Annotated in this window: 7 protein-coding genes, 4 tRNA genes, 4 rRNA genes and 1 riboswitch; of the genes, 11 read left to right on the top strand and 4 right to left on the bottom strand. The window is 50.2% G+C overall.

Translation table 11 applies throughout. The annotated features are described in order from the left end of the window. Positions 1–206 precede the first annotated feature (206 nt). The 9 genes from AACQ93_RS01825 to metA all read left to right on the top strand — a co-directional run bounded on the left by AACQ93_RS01825 (position 207) and on the right by metA (position 6,871). Positions 207–1,758, top strand: a 16S ribosomal RNA gene (locus AACQ93_RS01825). A 91-nt stretch (positions 1,759–1,849) separates the two neighbouring features. Next, a tRNA-Glu gene (locus AACQ93_RS01830) sits at positions 1,850–1,925 on the top strand. A gap of 1 nt (position 1,926) precedes the next feature. Further along, positions 1,927–2,002, top strand: a tRNA-Lys gene (locus AACQ93_RS01835). Positions 2,003–2,032: 30 nt separating this feature from the next. Continuing rightward, a tRNA-Val gene (locus AACQ93_RS01840) sits at positions 2,033–2,108 on the top strand. A gap of 240 nt (positions 2,109–2,348) precedes the next feature. Beyond that, a 23S ribosomal RNA gene (locus AACQ93_RS01845) occupies positions 2,349–5,236 on the top strand. A gap of 89 nt (positions 5,237–5,325) precedes the next feature. Beyond that, a 5S ribosomal RNA gene (gene rrf, locus AACQ93_RS01850) occupies positions 5,326–5,441 on the top strand. Positions 5,442–5,489: 48 nt separating this feature from the next. Further along, positions 5,490–5,565, top strand: a tRNA-Thr gene (locus tag AACQ93_RS01855). 8 nt (positions 5,566–5,573) lie between these two features. After that, a 5S ribosomal RNA gene (gene rrf, locus AACQ93_RS01860) occupies positions 5,574–5,689 on the top strand. The 16S, 23S and 5S rRNA genes sit together here with 4 tRNA genes alongside, the layout of an rRNA operon. Positions 5,690–5,929: 240 nt before the next feature. Further along, positions 5,930–6,871, top strand: a complete 942-nt coding sequence (gene metA / locus AACQ93_RS01865; protein WP_064601733.1) for a homoserine O-acetyltransferase MetA — start codon at positions 5,930–5,932, stop codon at positions 6,869–6,871. Positions 6,872–6,947: 76 nt separating this feature from the next. Here the strand turns inward: metA and AACQ93_RS01870 are convergent, their stop codons facing one another. Further along, on the bottom strand, positions 6,948–8,228 hold the full coding sequence (locus tag AACQ93_RS01870) for a cation:proton antiporter (protein WP_064601735.1): 1,281 nt from the start codon (positions 8,226–8,228) through the stop codon (positions 6,948–6,950). Between the two features lie 185 nt (positions 8,229–8,413). On the opposite strand from AACQ93_RS01870, the gene metH reads away from it, so the two are divergent. Continuing rightward, on the top strand, positions 8,414–12,088 hold the full coding sequence (gene metH, locus AACQ93_RS01875; RefSeq protein ID WP_064601737.1) for a methionine synthase: 3,675 nt from the start codon (positions 8,414–8,416) through the stop codon (positions 12,086–12,088). A gap of 59 nt (positions 12,089–12,147) precedes the next feature. Here the strand turns inward: metH and lysC are convergent, their stop codons facing one another. Beyond that, on the bottom strand, positions 12,148–13,530 hold the full coding sequence (lysC, locus tag AACQ93_RS01880) for a lysine-sensitive aspartokinase 3 (protein WP_064601738.1): 1,383 nt from the start codon (positions 13,528–13,530) through the stop codon (positions 12,148–12,150). A gap of 114 nt (positions 13,531–13,644) precedes the next feature. Continuing rightward, a riboswitch (Lysine riboswitch) is annotated at positions 13,645–13,836 on the bottom strand. 294 nt (positions 13,837–14,130) lie between these two features. Here lysC and AACQ93_RS01885 point away from each other — a divergent pair. After that, positions 14,131–15,249 (top strand): pyridoxal-phosphate-dependent aminotransferase family protein, encoded by a 1,119-nt coding sequence (locus AACQ93_RS01885; protein WP_064601740.1) that lies wholly within the window; start codon positions 14,131–14,133, stop codon positions 15,247–15,249. A gap of 63 nt (positions 15,250–15,312) precedes the next feature. On the opposite strand, the gene AACQ93_RS01890 is transcribed toward AACQ93_RS01885, so the two are convergent. Continuing rightward, positions 15,313–17,076 carry a PglL family O-oligosaccharyltransferase gene (locus AACQ93_RS01890; protein WP_064606452.1) on the bottom strand — a complete coding sequence of 588 codons (1,764 nt, stop codon included), beginning with the start codon at positions 17,074–17,076 and terminating at the stop codon, positions 15,313–15,315. An 84-nt stretch (positions 17,077–17,160) separates the two neighbouring features. Beyond that, entirely contained in the window at positions 17,161–19,998 is a 2,838-nt protein-coding gene (gene uvrA, locus AACQ93_RS01895; protein WP_064601742.1) for an excinuclease ABC subunit UvrA, read from the bottom strand. Positions 19,999–20,284: the final 286 nt, after the last annotated feature.

Genomic DNA, 20,284 nt, shown 5'->3' on the forward strand with positions numbered 1-20,284 from the left:
GATGCACACAGTGCTAAGGCATTGAAAGTCAACGTTCTTTAACAATTTGACCATGCAATCTGTGTGGGCACTCGTGAAATGATTAGTCAAAAAGATTTATCAATGAACTGAGTGACCAATACAAATACTAAGTTTACTTATTATTTGGCACAGTCAATTCGTTTCAACTTCGGTTGGAACAATCAGTATTCATTGAGCCAAAACTTGAATTGAAGAGTTTGATCATGGCTCAGATTGAACGCTGGCGGCAGGCCTAACACATGCAAGTCGAGCGGCAGCGACATAATAGAAGCTTCGGTGGAAATTATGGGCGGCGAGCGGCGGACGGGTGAGTAATGCCTGGGAATATGCCCTGATGTGGGGGATAACTATTGGAAACGATAGCTAATACCGCATAATCTCTTCGGAGCAAAGAGGGGGACCTTCGGGCCTCTCGCGTCAGGATTAGCCCAGGTGGGATTAGCTAGTTGGTGGGGTAACGGCTCACCAAGGCGACGATCCCTAGCTGGTCTGAGAGGATGATCAGCCACACTGGAACTGAGACACGGTCCAGACTCCTACGGGAGGCAGCAGTGGGGAATATTGCACAATGGGGGAAACCCTGATGCAGCCATGCCGCGTGTATGAAGAAGGCCTTCGGGTTGTAAAGTACTTTCAGCAGTGAGGAAGGGGTATGCGTTAATAGCGTATATCTTTGACGTTAGCTGCAGAAGAAGCACCGGCTAACTCCGTGCCAGCAGCCGCGGTAATACGGAGGGTGCGAGCGTTAATCGGAATTACTGGGCGTAAAGCGCATGCAGGCGGTCTGTTAAGCAAGATGTGAAAGCCCGGGGCTTAACCTCGGAACAGCATTTTGAACTGGCAGGCTAGAGTCTTGTAGAGGGGGGTAGAATTTCAGGTGTAGCGGTGAAATGCGTAGAGATCTGAAGGAATACCGGTGGCGAAGGCGGCCCCCTGGACAAAGACTGACGCTCAGATGCGAAAGCGTGGGGAGCAAACAGGATTAGATACCCTGGTAGTCCACGCCGTAAACGATGTCTACTTGGAGGTTGGGACCTTGAGTTCTGGCTTTCGGAGCTAACGCGTTAAGTAGACCGCCTGGGGAGTACGGTCGCAAGATTAAAACTCAAATGAATTGACGGGGGCCCGCACAAGCGGTGGAGCATGTGGTTTAATTCGATGCAACGCGAAGAACCTTACCTACTCTTGACATCCACGGAATCCTTTAGAGATAGAGGAGTGCCTTCGGGAACCGTGAGACAGGTGCTGCATGGCTGTCGTCAGCTCGTGTTGTGAAATGTTGGGTTAAGTCCCGCAACGAGCGCAACCCTTATCCTTGTTTGCCAGCACTTCGGGTGGGAACTCCAGGGAGACTGCCGGTGATAAACCGGAGGAAGGTGGGGACGACGTCAAGTCATCATGGCCCTTACGAGTAGGGCTACACACGTGCTACAATGGCATATACAGAGGGCGGCCAACCAGCGATGGTGAGCGAATCCCAGAAAGTATGTCGTAGTCCGGATTGGAGTCTGCAACTCGACTCCATGAAGTCGGAATCGCTAGTAATCGTGGATCAGAATGCCACGGTGAATACGTTCCCGGGCCTTGTACACACCGCCCGTCACACCATGGGAGTGGGCTGCACCAGAAGTAGATAGCTTAACCTTCGGGAGGGCGTTTACCACGGTGTGGTTCATGACTGGGGTGAAGTCGTAACAAGGTAGCCCTAGGGGAACCTGGGGCTGGATCACCTCCTTAACGATAGACTGCTCATTTGATGCAGTGTCCACACAGATTGCCTGGTTAAAAAGTAAAGAACATGTTCAGGTGCCCAAACCTGACACACTTAGTCCCATTCGTCTAGAGGCCTAGGACACCGCCCTTTCACGGCGGTAACAGGGGTTCGACTCCCCTATGGGACGCCACGGGTCGTTAGCTCAGTTGGTAGAGCAGTTGACTTTTAATCAATTGGTCGCAGGTTCGAATCCTGCACGACCCACCATCTTCTCCTCGGAAGATGTAAAACATCGGAGGGCGATTAGCTCAGTTGGGAGAGCACCTCCCTTACAAGGAGGGGGTCACTGGTTCGAGCCCGGTATCGCCCACCACTCTTTAAGCACACTCACTGAGTGTTTTTAAAAAGTGGTTTCGAAAGAAAACACATGCTCTTTAACAATCTGGAAAGCTGACTAGTAATTCATAATTGAATTATTGTTTGTCGAAAGACAAACGAGTTCTCAAGCAATACACATTCAAGTGTCTTGTGTAAGAGTCCGGCAAAACTATTCCATCAATACTCAGATGGAAAACCTTGGTTGTTTGCCATACGAAACCTCTTGGGGTTGTATGGTTAAGTGACTAAGCGTACACGGTGGATGCCTTGGCAGTCAGAGGCGATGAAGGACGTGCTAACCTGCGATAAGCCGAGAGGAGATGGTAAGAATCACTATACTCTCGGATTTCCGAATGGGGAAACCCACTTGCATAAGCAAGTATCACAACGTGAATACATAGCGTTGTGAGGCGAACCGGGGGAACTGAAACATCTAAGTACCCCGAGGAACAGAAATCAACCGAGATTCCGGCAGTAGCGGCGAGCGAAACCGGATTAGCCCTTAAGCTAGTCTTGCGTTAGGTGAACAAGCTGGAAAGCTTGGCGATACAGGGTGACAGCCCCGTAGCCGACGGCGCATAACGAGTGAAATCGAGTAGGACGGGACACGTGATATCCTGTCTGAACATGGGGGGACCATCCTCCAAGGCTAAATACTCCTGACTGACCGATAGTGAACCAGTACCGTGAGGGAAAGGCGAAAAGAACCCCTGTGAGGGGAGTGAAATAGAACCTGAAACCGTGTACGTACAAGCAGTAGGAGCCCTTCGGGGTGACTGCGTACCTTTTGTATAATGGGTCAGCGACTTAATTTCAGTAGCAAGGTTAACCGAATAGGGGAGCCGTAGGGAAACCGAGTCTTAACTGGGCGTGCAGTTGCTGGGATTAGACCCGAAACCAGGTGATCTAGCCATGGGCAGGTTGAAGGTGAGGTAACACTTACTGGAGGACCGAACCGACTAATGTTGAAAAATTAGCGGATGACTTGTGGCTAGGGGTGAAAGGCCAATCAAACCTGGAGATAGCTGGTTCTCCCCGAAAGCTATTTAGGTAGCGCCTCGGACGAATACTACTGGGGGTAGAGCACTGTTAAGGCTAGGGGGTCATCCCGACTTACCAACCCTTTGCAAACTCCGAATACCAGTAAGTACTATCCGGGAGACACACGGCGGGTGCTAACGTCCGTCGTGGAGAGGGAAACAACCCAGACCGCCAGCTAAGGTCCCAAAGTTATAGCTAAGTGGGAAACGATGTGGGAAGGCTCAGACAGCCAGGATGTTGGCTTAGAAGCAGCCATCATTTAAAGAAAGCGTAATAGCTCACTGGTCGAGTCGGCCTGCGCGGAAGATTTAACGGGGCTAAGCTATACACCGAAGCTGCGGCAATGCGCATTAGCGTATTGGGTAGGGGAGCGTTCTGTAAGCGGTTGAAGGTGAGTCGTAAGGCTTGCTGGACGTATCAGAAGTGCGAATGCTGACATGAGTAACGATAAAGGGGGTGAAAAACCTCCTCGCCGGAAGATCAAGGGTTCCTGTCCAACGTTAATCGGGGCAGGGTGAGTCGACCCCTAAGGCGAGGCCGAAAGGCGTAGTCGATGGGAAACGGGTTAATATTCCCGTACTTCTTACTATTGCGATGGGGGGACGGAGAAGGCTAGGTGGGCCAGGCGACGGTTGTCCTGGTTCAAGGGTGTAGGCTGTATTCTTAGGCAAATCCGGGAATACGTTAGGCTGAGACCCGATGTCGAGCTGCTACGGCAGTGAAGTCATTGATGCCATGCTTCCGGGAAAAGCCTCTAAGCTTCAGATAGTAAGGAATCGTACCCCAAACCGACACAGGTGATCAGGTAGAGAATACCAAGGCGCTTGAGAGAACTCGGGTGAAGGAACTAGGCAAAATGGTACCGTAACTTCGGGAGAAGGTACGCTGCTGGCGGTGAAGAGACTTGCTCTTGGAGCTGCCGGCAGTCGCAGATACCAGGTGGCTGCAACTGTTTATTAAAAACACAGCACTGTGCAAAATCGAAAGATGACGTATACGGTGTGACGCCTGCCCGGTGCCGGAAGGTTAATTGATGGGGTTAGACTTAGGTCGAAGCTCTTGATCGAAGCCCCGGTAAACGGCGGCCGTAACTATAACGGTCCTAAGGTAGCGAAATTCCTTGTCGGGTAAGTTCCGACCTGCACGAATGGCGTAATGATGGCCACGCTGTCTCCACCCGAGACTCAGTGAAATTGAAATCGCAGTGAAGATGCTGCGTCCCCGCGGCTAGACGGAAAGACCCCGTGAACCTTTACTACAGCTTGGCACTGAACATTGACCCTACATGTGTAGGATAGGTGGGAGGCTTCGAAGCAGGTACGCCAGTATCTGTGGAGCCGTCCTTGAAATACCACCCTTGTAGTGTTGATGTTCTAACTTGGCCCCGTTATCCGGGGTGAGGACAGTGCCTGGTGGGTAGTTTGACTGGGGCGGTCTCCTCCCAAAGCGTAACGGAGGAGCACGAAGGTGGGCTAATCACGGTCGGACATCGTGAGGTTAGTGCAATGGCATAAGCCCGCTTGACTGCGAGAATGACGGTTCGAGCAGGTGCGAAAGCAGGTCATAGTGATCCGGTGGTTCTGAATGGAAGGGCCATCGCTCAACGGATAAAAGGTACTCCGGGGATAACAGGCTGATACCGCCCAAGAGTTCATATCGACGGCGGTGTTTGGCACCTCGATGTCGGCTCATCACATCCTGGGGCTGAAGTCGGTCCCAAGGGTATGGCTGTTCGCCATTTAAAGTGGTACGCGAGCTGGGTTTAGAACGTCGTGAGACAGTTCGGTCCCTATCTGCCGTGGGCGCTGGATGATTGAGAGGGGCTGCTCCTAGTACGAGAGGACCGGAGTGGACGAACCGCTGGTGTTCGGGTTGTGTCGCCAGACGCATTGCCCGGTAGCTAAGTTCGGAATCGATAACCGCTGAAAGCATCTAAGCGGGAAGCGAGCCTCAAGATGAGTCATCCCTGATACTTTAAGTATCCTGAAGGGCTGTTCAAGACTAGAACGTTGATAGGCAGGGTGTGTAAGCGCTGTGAGGCGTTGAGCTAACCTGTACTAATTGCCCGTGAGGCTTAACCATACAACACCCAAGGGGTTTTATAGGACTCCATGAGCACTTGAATGTAGTGCGAGAACATAGTCAGATTTTCCAAGATTGTAACGAATTTGCTTGGCGACCATAGCATTATGGACCCACCTGATCCCATGCCGAACTCAGTAGTGAAACGTAATAGCGCCGATGGTAGTGTGGGGCCTCCCCATGTGAGAGTAGGACATCGCCAGGCTTCCAATTTTAGAAATTCGCGATAGCGGGTTTCAACGCAGAATTGCGTGCTGGTATAGCTCAGTTGGTAGAGCGCACCCTTGGTAAGGGTGAGGTCCCCAGTTCAAATCTGGGTACTAGCACCACTAATTTGTTCAGCGACAATAGCACAATGGTACCACCTGATCCCATGCCGAACTCAGTAGTGAAACGTTGTAGCGCCGATGGTAGTGTGGGGCCTCCCCATGTGAGAGTAGGACATTGCTGAACACCCATTCAAAAACCCAGCTTTAGGCTGGGTTTTTTCGTTTTTGCTTTATGAAAAACGACTTATCAAATTTTCTCATATTTCCTATCTTGATCCTTAATTCTTTTTATCTTGTTTTTCTTGCGTGACTGACAAAACTTATATAGTTTTATTTAGAAATCTGGACGTCTAAACATCTTGTTGCTTAGTTTAGCTTCATTGAATATGTTTCGTTCGGTATAACGTTTAAGGAGTAAACCAAGATGCCGATTAAAATTCCTGATCAATTACCTGCGACTGATATCTTGCGCCGAGAGAATATTTTTGTGATGTCGGAAGCTCGGGCTACCAGTCAGGAAATACGTCCGTTGAAAGTGCTGTTGTTAAATCTGATGCCCAAAAAAATTGAGACGGAAACTCAGTTCTTGCGGCTGCTTTCTAATACACCACTGCAGGTGGATGTTGAGCTGTTGCGGATTGATAATAGGCCGACAAAAAATACACCCATTGAGCATTTAGATACTTTTTACCGTCAGTTTGAGATGGTAAAAGATCGTAATTTTGACGGTTTGATTGTAACCGGCGCACCGTTAGGTCTGGTTCAGTTTGAGGATGTGCTTTACTGGGAAGAAATCCAGGCTATTTTGAACTGGGCTAAGAAACATGTGACATCAACAATGTTTGTCTGTTGGGCTGCTCAGGCTGGGCTGAAGCTGTTATATGATTTACCGAAGCGTACCCGTAAAGAAAAGCTGTCCGGAGTGTATTCTCATAGGACACAAGATTGCTACCATCCGATCCTTCGCGGGTTTGATGATAGCTTTTGGGCTCCGCATTCGCGTTATGCTGATTTTTCTCCTGAATTTTTGGCCGAAAATACAGATCTGGATATTCTCGCGACCTCTGATGAGGCTGGGGTTTACTTAGCTGCCACTAAAGATAAGCGTAATGTCTTTGTCACCGGTCATCCTGAGTATGATGTCAGTACTTTGCATAATGAATATGTGAGGGATTTGGGGGAAGGGATGGAGCCTAATTTGCCGGTTAACTATTATCCTGGCGACAATCCTGATAATACTCCAATAGCCAGCTGGCGCAGTCATGGTCATTTATTATTTTCGAACTGGCTTAACTACTGTGTCTATCAGCAAACACCGTATGATCTGGAGCATTTCTCAGAAGAGAATTTTACCCGTGATGAGTAACCTCAATCACAATAAGAATATGTCATACAAAAAGACCTGCAAATTGCAGGTCTTTTTACTTTAAGCAAAATGATCTTTAGCGGTTTTGAGCTTCCCAGGCTTTGGCTTTGTGGATTAATGGCGTGATTGTTGAACCTTGTACAAGGATTGAGAACACCACAACTGCGTAAGTCATTACCAAAATGATCTCTTTGACATCAATGCTTTTTTCCGGAATTACGATAACGCCAGCCGGGATTGCCATCGCCATCGCCAGTGCTAATCCTCCCCGCAGACCACCCCAGGTCAGAATTCTAACTGATAGTGGGTTGTAGTCGCGATAACGCTCGAAACCGAGATAGGAGAGCTTGATACTCAGGTAGCGGCTGAGCAGGACCAGAGGAATGGCAATTGCCATCAATACCCAGTCTTCCTGATGGAAGCTGAACTGAAGCATGCTCATACCGATCAGCAGGAACAGCACACCATTTAGAAACTCGTCAACCAGTTCCCAGAAGTGATCCAGATGGTCTTCACTCTCTTTTGAAAAACCGATATAGCGTGTCCAGTTACCAATCATAATACCGGATACCACCATTGCCAGCGGGCCGGAGACATGGATCAGATCGGCAAAGACATAACCTGCCGTCGGTATGCCGATTGTCAGTAGTAACTCCATTGAGTGGTCATCGGTTGAACTGATCAGATAGTGGAATAGCAGGCCCAGCAGGAAGCCGTAAGCTATACCGCCTATCGCTTCTTGAAGGAACAACTGGCCGACGCCGAGGACTGTCGGGGCTTCGTTGCCGAACGCAATCGTAAACAAGGTGACAAAAATCACTAGGCCGAAACCGTCGTTAAACAGGGATTCGCCTTCGATTTGTGTTGAGATACGGCGTGGCGCATCGAGCTTTTTGACAATCGCGAGGACGGCGATAGGGTCGGTTGGCGATATCAGGGAGCCAAATAGCAGGCAGTAGATGAGATCGAACTGGATACCGATTAACTGGCAGAGCCCCCAAAGCGAAAAGCCGATAAAGAAAGTGGAAAACAGAGTCGCGGCCAGAGCCAAAACCGTGATTTCCCATTTCTGCTCTTCCAGATGAGGCAGTTTGATACCGAGCCCGCCGGCGAATAACAAAAAGCCTAAAATGCCTTTCAGCAAGAAATTCTCAAAGTTGATTTCACCAAGCTGCTCAGCAGCAATATCTTCAAGATGGAACCAGCCATTCTGACCTGCAATGACAATCCCCAGAGAAAGGACCAGTGCACCGGCTGTGATGGCAATGGTTGTCTGCATTTTTCCTATTTTGCTGTTTATAAAAGCAATAACCATTGCTGCTGCAGCAAGGAAGCAGAGGGTGCTATAGACCGACATGCGTTAACCTCGGTAATTGAAAAGAATCAGGGTTAAATTTGGTCAAAATATAAATGCATCTTGGGGAGAAAGGCTATAAAAAGTTTGAGGGAAAGCGAAAAAAGAAAAGAGCTATAGACGTCTAGATTTCCATTTGGGCTGTGGTAGGATGTTACTCAGCTGTAACATTATAGAAGGGAAGTGATGTGGTGTTAAAGGGCAAGGAATTACTACAGAAGCGGTTGCAAGAGCAGATCCTGATTATTGATGGCGGGATGGGCACCATGATCCAGGGATATAAGCTGGATGAAGGGGATTACCGTGGAAGTCGGTTTGCCGACTGGCAGAGCGATTTGAAAGGGAATAATGATTTGTTGGTGCTGACTCAGCCTCAGCTTATAAAAGATATCCATGCGGCTTACCTTGAAGCCGGGGCAGATATCCTGGAAACCAATACATTTAATGCCACGACTATTGCCATGGCTGACTATGGCATGGAAAGTCTCAGCGCTGAAATTAATTTTGAAGCTGCCCGGCTGGCAAGAGAGGCGGCAGATGAGTGGTCTGCGAAGACACCAGAAAAGCCACGCTTTGTTGCCGGGGTGTTAGGTCCGACTAACCGGACTTGTTCTATCTCTCCTGATGTTAACGACCCGGGATTTCGTAATATCACTTTTGACCTGTTGGTTGAGACTTATTCTGAGTCAACTCGCGCCTTGATCCGTGGTGGTGTTGATATCATCCTGATTGAAACTATCTTCGATACCCTGAATGCCAAGGCCTGTGCTTTTGCGGTTGAGAGTGTGTTCGACGAGCTCGACATCACTTTACCGGTGATGATCTCCGGTACCATAACGGATGCATCAGGGCGAACGCTTTCCGGTCAGACGACAGAAGCTTTCTATAATTCACTACGCCACGTAAAGCCGATTTCCTTTGGTCTGAACTGTGCACTCGGCCCTGATGAGCTGCGCCAGTATGTAGAAGAACTCTCCCGTATTTCTGAATGTGCAGTGTCGGCGCACCCGAATGCTGGTCTGCCGAATGCTTTCGGTGAATATGATCTCGGGCCGGAAGAGATGGCTGCTCATATTCAGGAATGGGCGCAAAGTGGTTTTCTAAATATGGTAGGGGGATGCTGCGGTACTACACCTGAACATATCCGTGCCATCGCGAATGTTACTCAGGATATTACTCCGCGTCCGTTACCTGAAATTCCTGTGGCCTGTCGGCTTTCCGGCCTTGAGCCATTAATTATTGAGTCCGACACGTTGTTTCTCAATGTCGGGGAGCGAACCAATGTGACGGGTTCGGCTCGTTTTAAGCGACTGATCAAAGAAGATCTGTATGACGAGGCATTGGAAGTTGCCCGTCAGCAGGTTGAGGCTGGTGCTCAGATCATCGATATCAATATGGATGAAGGAATGATCGATGCCGAGGCGGCGATGGTTCGATTCCTTAATTTGTGTGCTAGTGAGCCTGAGATCTCGAAAGTGCCGATCATGATCGACTCATCGAAATGGGAAGTCATGGAAGCGGGCCTGAAATGTGTACAGGGTAAATCGATTGTTAACTCAATTTCGCTTAAGGAAGGAAAAGCGAAGTTCGTTGAGCAGGCAAGGTTGATCCGCAGGTATGGTGCTGCCGTGATCGTGATGGCATTCGATGAAACCGGGCAGGCCGATACCCGCGAGCGCAAAATTGAAATTTGTACCAATGCCTACCGTGTTCTGGTTGATGAGGTCGGTTTCCCGCCTGAAGACATCATTTTCGACCCGAACATCTTTGCTGTGGCGACGGGTATTGATGAGCATAATAACTATGCCGTTGATTTCATTGAGGCGGTTGGCGATATCAAGCGTACACTGCCACATGCGATGGTCTCCGGCGGAGTATCCAACGTATCATTCTCGTTTCGGGGTAATAACCCGGTTAGGGAAGCCATTCATGCCGTGTTTTTATATCACTGTATTAAACGGGGTATGGACATGGGGATCGTCAATGCCGGTCAGTTGGCTATCTATGATGACCTGCCGTCGGAGTTGCGCGATGCAGTCGAAGATGTTGTCCTGAACCGCCGTTCAGACAGTACTGAACGTCTGCTGGAAATTGCGGATAAGTACCGGGATAGCGGAAAAGCTGAAGAAGATACTTCAGCACAGGAGTGGCGGGGCTGGCCGGTAGAGAAACGACTTGAACACGCCTTGGTGAAAGGAATTACCGAGTTTATTGTCGAAGATACAGAACAGGCACGCCAGAAGGCAAGCAAGCCGCTTGAGGTGATTGAAGGCCCGTTGATGTCTGGCATGAATGTTGTCGGTGATTTGTTTGGTGAAGGCAAGATGTTCTTGCCGCAGGTGGTAAAGTCGGCGCGGGTGATGAAACAGGCCGTGGCTTATTTGGAGCCTTTTATCAATGCCGAGAAAAAGGCGGGCAGCTCGAACGGAAAAATCCTGCTGGCTACGGTGAAAGGAGATGTTCATGACATTGGAAAGAATATTGTCGGTGTTGTACTGCAGTGTAATAACTACGAGATCATTGATCTTGGTGTGATGGTGCCGTGCGATAAGATCCTGAAAGTGGCCAGAGAGGAAAATGTCGACATCATTGGCCTGAGTGGCCTGATCACTCCGTCTCTTGATGAAATGGTGCATGTGGCTAAAGAGATGGAACGACAGGGATTTGATATTCCTTTGCTGATTGGTGGTGCCACAACATCAAAAGCCCATACCGCAGTCAAGATTGAACAAAACTATCATGCGCCTGTGGTTTATGTTTCGAATGCGTCCCGTGCTGTTGGTGTCTGTAGCGCGTTGCTTTCTGATGAGCAGAAACCGGCGTTTGTTGCTCGCCTGGATCGGGAATACGAAATTGTCCGCGATCAGCATATGCGCAAGAAGCCACGAACCGAGCCCATATCACTGGAGGAGGCGAGGGCTAACAAAGTTAATCTTGATTGGGCGGCTTACACACCACCGGAGCCGGTTAAAGGTGGGGTTCATGCGTTCAGGGATTTTCCGGTTTCAACGCTTCGTCGTTATATCGACTGGACACCTTTCTTTATGACCTGGTCCCTTAGTGGTAAATATCCTGCGATTCTTGAGCATGAACTTGTCGGTGAAGAAGCGCGCCGGTTGTTTGAAGACGCAAATAATATGCTTGATGAGATTGAGCAGACCGGCATCATCCGAGCTAATGGAGTATGCGGCCTGTTTCCGGCCAATAATATCGGTGATGATATTGAAATCTATACCGATGATTCCCGCTCAGAGGTGAGAACCGTGCTGAGGGGATTACGTCAGCAGACCCGAAAACCCAAAGGTGCTAACTACTGCTTGTCTGATTATATAGCTCCGAAAGAGAGCGGTAAGGCTGATTGGATCGGTGCGTTTGCGGTGACCGGTGGTATTGGTGAGGCGGATTTGGCTGAGCAGTTCAAATCCAGCGGTGATGATTACAGTGCCATCATGATCCAGGCGGTGGCGGATCGTTTGGCAGAGGCTTTTGCTGAGTGTATGCACGAGATGGTGCGCAAGGAAATTTGGGGCTATGCGCCGGATGAAGCGCTGACCAATGAATCGCTGATCCGGGAAAAGTACCAAGGGATCCGACCGGCTCCTGGTTATCCTGCTTGCCCTGAGCATACCGAGAAAGGTGAAATCTGGTCTTTGTTGGATGTGGAAGCTAATACCGGTATGACGCTGACCGAAAGTTATGCGATGTGGCCGGGGGCGGCGGTTTCCGGCTGGTACTTCTCTCATCCGGAGTCGCGCTATTTTGCGGTGGCACAAATTCAACCGGATCAGCGTGACAGTTATGCAGAGCGAAAAGGGTGGGATTTGGTTGAGGCAGAGAAGTGGCTTGGGCCGAATCTTCACTAATAATTCAGAGATATAAAAGGCGCCCATGGAGCGCCTTTACTTTTTCTGTCATTTGCCCGTTATTCAAACAGGGCGTGGTGGAGCGTTTTGATGACTGCGCGAGATTCATTGGTTTTGACCAAAAAACACAGGTTATGTGTGCTGGCACCAAAGCAAATCATTCGGGGGCTGTATTGCTCCAAGGTACTAAATACTTGCGTTGCGGCTCCCGGAGCTTCACCCAGTTTGTTACCAATCAGGGCAACCAGGCAAAGATCTTGCTCGACCTCTACCCGACATAATTGGTTGAGCTCTTCTATAGCCGCCGTTGGTAGTGTCGGGGCACCACCGCCGGTATCGGTTTGATCCAGTGTCAGCGAGACACTCACCTCGGAAGTGGTGATGAGATCGACAGAGATCTTGTATTTGGCAAGGATGCGAAAGACTTCCGCCAAGAAGCCATAGGCATGGAACATGTTCAGGCTGGTCAGGGTTACCATTGTCTGGTTGCAGCGCAGAGCAAGAGCTCGGAACTTCGGAGGCTGCTCGACATGCTCGCGGATCCAGGTCCCGCCCTGTTCCGGTGCTTTTGATGAGCCGATAAAAACAGGGATCTGCTGGCGAATAGCCGGAACCAGGGTTGAAGGGTGCAAGATTTTTGCTCCGAAGTTTGCCATTTCGGAGGCTTCACAGAAGCTGATCTCCTTAATTGGCTGTGCAGCAGCAGCCAGTCGGGGGTCGGTGGAATACATGCCCGGAACATCTGTCCAGATTTCCAATTTATCGGCCTGAATGGCTTCTGCAATCAGGGCGGCACTATAGTCGCTGCCTCCACGACCCAGGGTTGTGGTCACTCCATTGGTATCTGAACCGATAAAGCCCTGGGACACAATAATCTGATCGTTAGCCAGCAATGGCTTGAGTTGTACTTCGGCCTGCAGACAGATTGCATCTATGTCAGGAATGGCTTTACCAAACTGGCTGTCGGTTTTCATTACCGGGCGAATATCAAAGCGCAGGGCATCGGCACCCATTTCATTCAGAATTTGGGTAAAAAGGTAAGTCGACAGTAATTCGCCGTGTGAAACCAGCAAGTCGGTTAACTGTGAAGAAGCGGTTTGGGCTGCTTGTGCTGAAAGTGCGGCAACATCATCAAGCAAGCGTTGGATATCACCAGATACCGTCTCCGGATTGGTGAGGTGGTTAAGAATATTCTTATGGATAGTATGAAGTTGTTGTAGCCGTTGTGAGCGCTGCTCGTTATCGGTAATTCCATTTGCTAATTCAACCAGCAGGTTAGTAACACCGGAGCACGCACTGATCAGCACTACTTTAGCTGATGGATTTTCCTTAATAATCGTCGCGCTACGGCTCATGGCGGCATAATCGGCTACGCTGGTGCCGCCAAATTTCGCTACGGTGATCGGCGGAGGAACAGTAAAGTTATTATCAACAAAGCTCAAAATGAGTCTCCCAGGATGAATAAATTAATTTCAATACCCAGGGGGGAAGATGCGGGAATAATCCCGACTAAAATGTCAGGAGAGCAACAAACAGGTAAGATGTAAATATGTACAACAACCAGAAGCCCTCCACCTGCCGGAAACCATTGTGTCCGGAAAGGTGACAGCCAGAAGGATTCAACCTTCTAAGCCGATATGCCATGCCCCCTGTCATGCCATATCTCGGCGTTACTCCCCCTCTCCAGGCTGCTTTGGGGTGGGGCCCCGCAACCATAGATACCTGGGTAACGCTCCTCTTCTGTTTTTCCCCTGATGTTAAACAAACATCAGGTTGAACAAAAAGTGTCCTTAATTGAAGCCGATTTTCCCGGGCATTGTCAATGCCTGTTTGAGAATTTATGCAAAGAAAATGCAATAGCAGCTTTGAGCATGTTGTGATTGTTTGCCTAACATGAAGATTCTTCTGATACTCTTATGTTACGTCTATGAAAATGCAGGAACCTTTGATTATTTGTCCAAGGTATCTCTGCCTGAAAAAGCATTCCCGCCCTACCAGCATTTCTCAGGGAATCACGAACTCTTACTCAGGGAGAAACAATAATGACAATCGGTAGTTTTTATCCGCCACAACGCACCTTAATGGGGCCGGGCCCGTCAGATATTTATCCTCAGGTGCTTCAGGCATTGAGCCGTCCGACCATTGGTCACCTTGATCCTAAGTTCATCGGTATGATGGATGAACTCAAACAGCTGTTGCAGTATGCATTCCAGACCACCAATACTTTTACGATTGCGGTGTCTGCACCGGGAAGTGCCGGCATGGAAGCTTGTTTCGTTAACTTGGTGGAGCCGGGGGATAAAGTCATTGTCTGCCGTAATGGTGTGTTCGGTGATCGCATGCGTGAAAATGTTGAGCGTTGCGGCGGTGAAGCGGTCATGGTGGACAGTGCCTGGGGTAAGCCGGTCGATCCTAAGCTGGTGGAGCAGGCGCTGGATGATAATCCGGATGCGAAGATTGTTGCTTTCGTACATGCAGAAACATCGACCGGGGCATTGAGTGATGCCAAAGCGCTTTCTGAACTGGCCCGTCGGTACGATTGCCTGACGATTGTCGATGCGGTGACTTCGCTTGGCGGTGTGCCATTGCTGGTGGATGAGTGGCAATTGGATGCAGTGTATTCTGGTAGCCAGAAGTGCCTGTCGTGTGTGCCGGGCTTGTCACCACTGACGTTTTCCCAGCGTGCGGTTGATAAGATCCAAAGTCGTTCGACGCCGGTTCAGAGCTGGTTCCTGGATCAGAGCCTGGTACTGGGTTACTGGAGTGGAGAGGGTAAGCGAAGTTATCACCACACTGCGCCGGTTAACAGCTTGTATGCTCTGCATGAAGCCTTGGTTTTGCTGCAGAATGAAGGGTTGGAAAATGCATGGCAACGCCATCGCGATGTTCATTTGGAACTAAGAGAAGGCCTTGAAAAACTGGGTATCGAATTTGTAGTTGATGAAGAATACCGTCTGCCGCAGCTAAATGCTGTGTACATTCCGGATGGTGTTGATGATGCGTTGGTTCGCCAGACTTTGCTGGAGCGATATAACCTGGAAATCGGAGCCGGATTAGGTGCTCTGGCCGGTAAGGCGTGGCGTATTGGTTTGATGGGCTATGCGGCCCGCAGTGAAAACGTAGCATTGTGCTTGAAAGCGCTGGAAACGACCCTGAAATAACAGGGAGCAGGCTCGAACAGAATAAAAACGGCTACTTTTTAGTAGCCGTTTTTTGGTTCACCCTTACTGGGTTGCCAGTTTAGGTGTTGTGTCAGTGTTTGAGGCTTGGATGCTTTGCGCCTGGGTGGAGAAGCTAACGTTTGGAAATAGGAAGTTGGCTTCCTGTTTTATCTGCTCCGCCTGTTGCTCTTTCCCCAGGGCCTGATATGCAGTGATCAGGTTATGGTAAAGGGCCGGACGAGGCCATGTTGCCGCTTTTTTTGTTGCCCATTGGACATACTCATTAATCAGCGCCGGGTTATCTGTTGCTGTTCCCAGCTGAAGTTGGGTCAGATGTAAATCCCACTCAAAACGGTTTTTCCAGGCCCATGGGTTATTGACCTGATCAAGGTAATCAACATTAACCGGCACTGTCGTTTCATATTTGGTCAGCATGTGGCCTGAATAGAGAGTTGTCATCATAAAACCGGTGACGGTCAGTGGTAATGCCAGCACAAGCAGTCGGAAGTAACGGGCAAAGCCAAATTGTAGTTTGTAATATTTGGCTGACAGGTTATCTACCCAGTAGATCAGAATAATGAAACAAGCCCAGTGCACCAGCGAGTGATAAAAAGGATACTCCAGCTGGGTATGCAGAGTAATTGGGAAGAACAGCCCGACCAGTGCTAACTGGGTTCCGGTACGCGCTTTTCTTACCCGTCCCAGAACAGCCCAGGCTGCAAGCAGCAGGGCAACAAGAGGGATACTGCCACCTTCTGCAGCCCAGTAGGCAAGCTCATTATGAGGATGGTCTAGAGCCGCCATGCCATGAGGTTGCTCAGGATCGATCTGATGCCATTTGGCTGTCTGGGTCAGGTAGGCTGATTCGAAAGTGCCATAACCATAACCTGTCAGCGGCTCTTTCATGAACATCCTGAATGCCTGGGGAATGTGGATGGAGCGAGCACTTTCCAGGCTGACTCTGTCTTCTTTCGGTGCCCAACCGGTTGTAGTGCTAATGTTCCATGCTGCACTCAGGCCAAGGAAAACCATCAGTAGCCACATACGCATCTGTGCTTTGGCTGCAAAACGACACAGGTATGGCAGCATCAGCAGAGCACCGATACCGGCACCCAGCCAGCCTGTGCGCGAGCTGACGACAACCAGCATGGGAACTGTCACAACAGGCGTGAGCAACGGCAGCAGTTGTAGCCAAGACCATTTGCCGCGGTACATTGGGATCCTTGCCAGCAGATAAGCTGACAGTACCAGACCGGTAGCCAGGAAGCTGGCCATAACATTCGGTTGCTGGAAAATACCGTAAGGACGGTTTTGTACTGTGTCGTAGCCGATAGGGTTACCCGGTTCCATCAGCAGGAATTGGTACCAGCCAAACAGTGCCTGGAGCCAGACGGCGAGCAGGATCAGCCACAGCATGCGTTGGCGCTGTTTTACGGTAAACGAGAATTGCTGCAGACCGACGAAAAACAAAAAGCCAGCCCAAAGACCCAGCAGGCGGTTGGTTGTGTTTTCACCGTTCGCTTCCGGATAGAAAACAGGCAGGGTCAGCAAGAGGCAGCAGGTAAGTAAGGTCAGGGTCAGACGTGAATAACGCCAGGTACGCTGACGGCAGATTTCCAGCAACCCGAAAGCAATAGCAAAGCTGAACGGGATCCAGCTCATGACATTGAAAGACAGCTCCAGTCCTGAACCGCCCGGGTTGTGCTGAAAGTAGTGCATTGCCAGCAGGAAAAGTACACCGAGCGAGATGAGGAAAGGCTTCACCATTGGTTTGCTTATCCTCTGTTTTTCTTCCAGCCTGGTGCCTTGTACGTATAACACTGTCATTATGGTTCCGAATTTACCCTGATCGTCCGATAACATTCAGGCCGGTTTCCCGGCCCAAAGCGATGTTTATACCTTATGAAAGTTTCACTTTTTTGTCGCTGGCAGTAACGGCTTGAGAAAGCGTGCTGTATGCGAACCTTCAACCTGTGCAACCTGCTCTGGTGTACCGGTCGCCACGATCTCACCGCCACCGCTGCCGCCTTCTGGTCCCAGGTCAATAATCCAGTCTGCGGTTTTGATGACATCAAGATTATGCTCAATCACCACAATGGTATTGCCATGGTTACGCAGGCGATGGAGGACCGACAATAGCTGCTGAATGTCATGGAAATGCAGACCTGTTGTCGGTTCATCCAAAATATAAAGTGTCTTTCCGGTATCTCGCTTAGACAGTTCGCGGGCAAGTTTCACACGTTGCGCTTCACCACCTGACAGGGTTGTCGCCGCCTGGCCCAAGCGAATATACGATAAGCCGACATCCATCAATGTCTGCAACTTTCTTGCAATAGCGGGAACAGGGTCAAAAAATTCCCTCGCGTCCTCTACAGTCAGTTGCAGTACTTCATCGATCGTTTTGCCCTTGTAGCGGATCTCCAGGGTTTCGCGGTTATAGCGCTTTCCTTTACATGAGTCACAAGGAACATAGACATCCGGCAGGAAGTGCATTTCCACTTTGATCACTCCGTCACCCTGGCAGGCTTCACAGCGACCGCCTTTTACGTTGAAGCTGAATCGGCCAGGTTTGTAGCCACGGGAGCGGGCTTCCTGGGTTCCGGCAAACAGCTCGCGGATCGGGGTGAAGATTCCGGTATAGGTGGCCGGGTTGGAACGTGGTGTTCGGCCGATCGGGCTCTGGTCGATGTCGATAACCTTATCGCAATGTTCCAGATCCTGGATCTCACGGTATGGCGCCGCATCGGTAGCTGTGGCTCCGTTGAGGCGCTGGTGGGCAATGCGGAAGAAAGTATCGTTGATCAGGGTTGATTTACCTGAGCCGGAGACGCCGGTAATACAGGTAAACAGGCCGACCGGTATTTCGACATCCACATTTTTCAGGTTGTTGCCGGTTGCGCCGAGCAGCTTGATAGTTTTGGCCGGATCATGTTCGATGCGTTGTTCCGGCACTGCTATGGACTTGGTGCCATTGAGGTATTGTCCGGTCAGCGACTCCGGTATTTTGATTATCTCTTCTAGCGGGCCTTCGGCAATGACATTACCACCGTGGACACCAGCTCCCGGGCCGATATCAATAACATGGTCAGCGGTGCGGATGGCGTCTTCGTCGTGTTCGACGACCAGCACCGTATTGCCGAGATCACGCAGGTGGGTCAGGGTGTTCAGCAGGCGTTCGTTATCCCGCTGGTGGAGGCCGATCGATGGCTCATCCAACACATACATTACGCCGACCAGACCGGCACCGATCTGGCTGGCAAGGCGGATCCGCTGCGCTTCACCGCCGGAAAGAGTTTCAGCACTGCGTGACAGGTTAAGGTAGTTCAGGCCGACGTTCACCAGGAAGTTCAGGCGCTCACGGATCTCTTTGAGGATCTTATCGGCGATTTGTGCCCGTTGACCGGTTAGTTCGAGCTGATTGAAAAACTCAAGAGCTTCAATGATGCTCATTTCGCTGACTTGCGGCAGGGTGGTATCGGCAATGAAAACATGACGCGCTTCAAGGCGAAGTCGGGAGCCGTGACAGCTGCTACATGGTTTGTTGGAAATGTACTTGGCCAGTTCTTCGCGTACTGAGTTGGACTCGGTGTCGCGGTAGCGGCGTTCCATGTTGTTCAGGATCCCCTCGAAAGGGTGACGGCGGACGGTAATATCACCGCGGTCATTGATGTATTTGAACTCAATGTTGGTTTTGCCAGAGCCGCTCAGGATGACGTTCTGGATCTTTTTCGGCAGTGAGTCAAACGGTGTATCAATATCAAAGTCGTAGTGTTCCGCCAGCGATGACAGCATTTGGAAGTAATAGAAATTGCGGCGGTCCCAGCCGCGGATTGCACCGCCGGCCAGGCTCAGTTCACCATTTTGTACCACGCGATCTGAGTCAAAGTACTGCTGGACGCCAAGCCCGTCGCAGGTACCGCAGGCACCGGCCGGGTTGTTGAAAGAAAACAGGCGGGGTTCCAGCTCTTCCATGCTGTAGCCACAGTGCGGGCAGGCGAAGTTGGCCGAGAATACCAACTCATCATGCTCGCCTGGTGTCATCGGGCTGACCACCACGTTACCGCCAGTGAGTTCGAGAGCGGTTTCGAAGGACTCAGCCAGGCGCAGCTGAAGATCATCGCGGACCTTGAAGCGATCGACAATGACTTCAATGGTGTGCTTTTTGTGCAGTTCCAGTGTCGGTGGATCGGAAAGATCGCATACTTCCCCGTCAATGCGGGCACGGATATATCCCTGGGCAGCAAGGTTTGCCAGGGTTTTAACATGCTCGCCCTTACGCTCTTTTACGATAGGTGCCAGCAACATCATCTTGCTGCCTTCCGGTAGCTCAAGGACCTTGTCGACCATTTGGCTGACGGTTTGGGCCGCTAATTCGACATCGTGAGTCGGACAGCGGGGCTCACCAACCCTGGCATAGAGCAGACGCAGGTAATCGTACACTTCGGTAATGGTGCCGACGGTTGAGCGCGGGTTGTGGGAGGTGGATTTCTGCTCGATGGAAATGGCCGGTGAAAGTCCTTCGATATGGTCGACATCCGGTTTTTCCATCAGAGAAAGGAACTGACGAGCATAAGCTGACAGGGATTCGACGTAGCGTCGCTGCCCTTCGGCGTAAAGGGTATCGAAAGCCAGGGAAGATTTACCTGAGCCGGACAGGCCGGTGATCACGATCAGCTTGTCACGGGGAATGGTGAGATTAATGTTCTTGAGGTTATGGGTTCTGGCGCCCCTGACTTCGATTTTATCCATAGTGTGAGCTTATATGACTGACAAATTATTGGTCAGTCATTATGTCACAGCGAAGAAAAGCTGGAAAGATTTTTGCTGTATAAAGATACAGTATTGTGTATATTAATTGAACGCGATTTCTATGTGGCTGATGCTGAAAAATTTTGCATTGGGTCTCTGATGTCTGGAACTGGTATTCAGCCCGGGTGAAGGTTTATTTTGCATAGAATTACACAGTTTCAACCCTATTCCCCCGGGGGGAAAGCATGTTAGACTGCGCGATTAAGTATAAACTTTGAATATCGGT

Source organism: Photobacterium sp. J15 (assembly GCF_963870815.1).
In the GTDB taxonomy this organism is placed as follows: Bacteria; Pseudomonadota; Gammaproteobacteria; order Enterobacterales; family Vibrionaceae; genus Photobacterium; species Photobacterium marinum.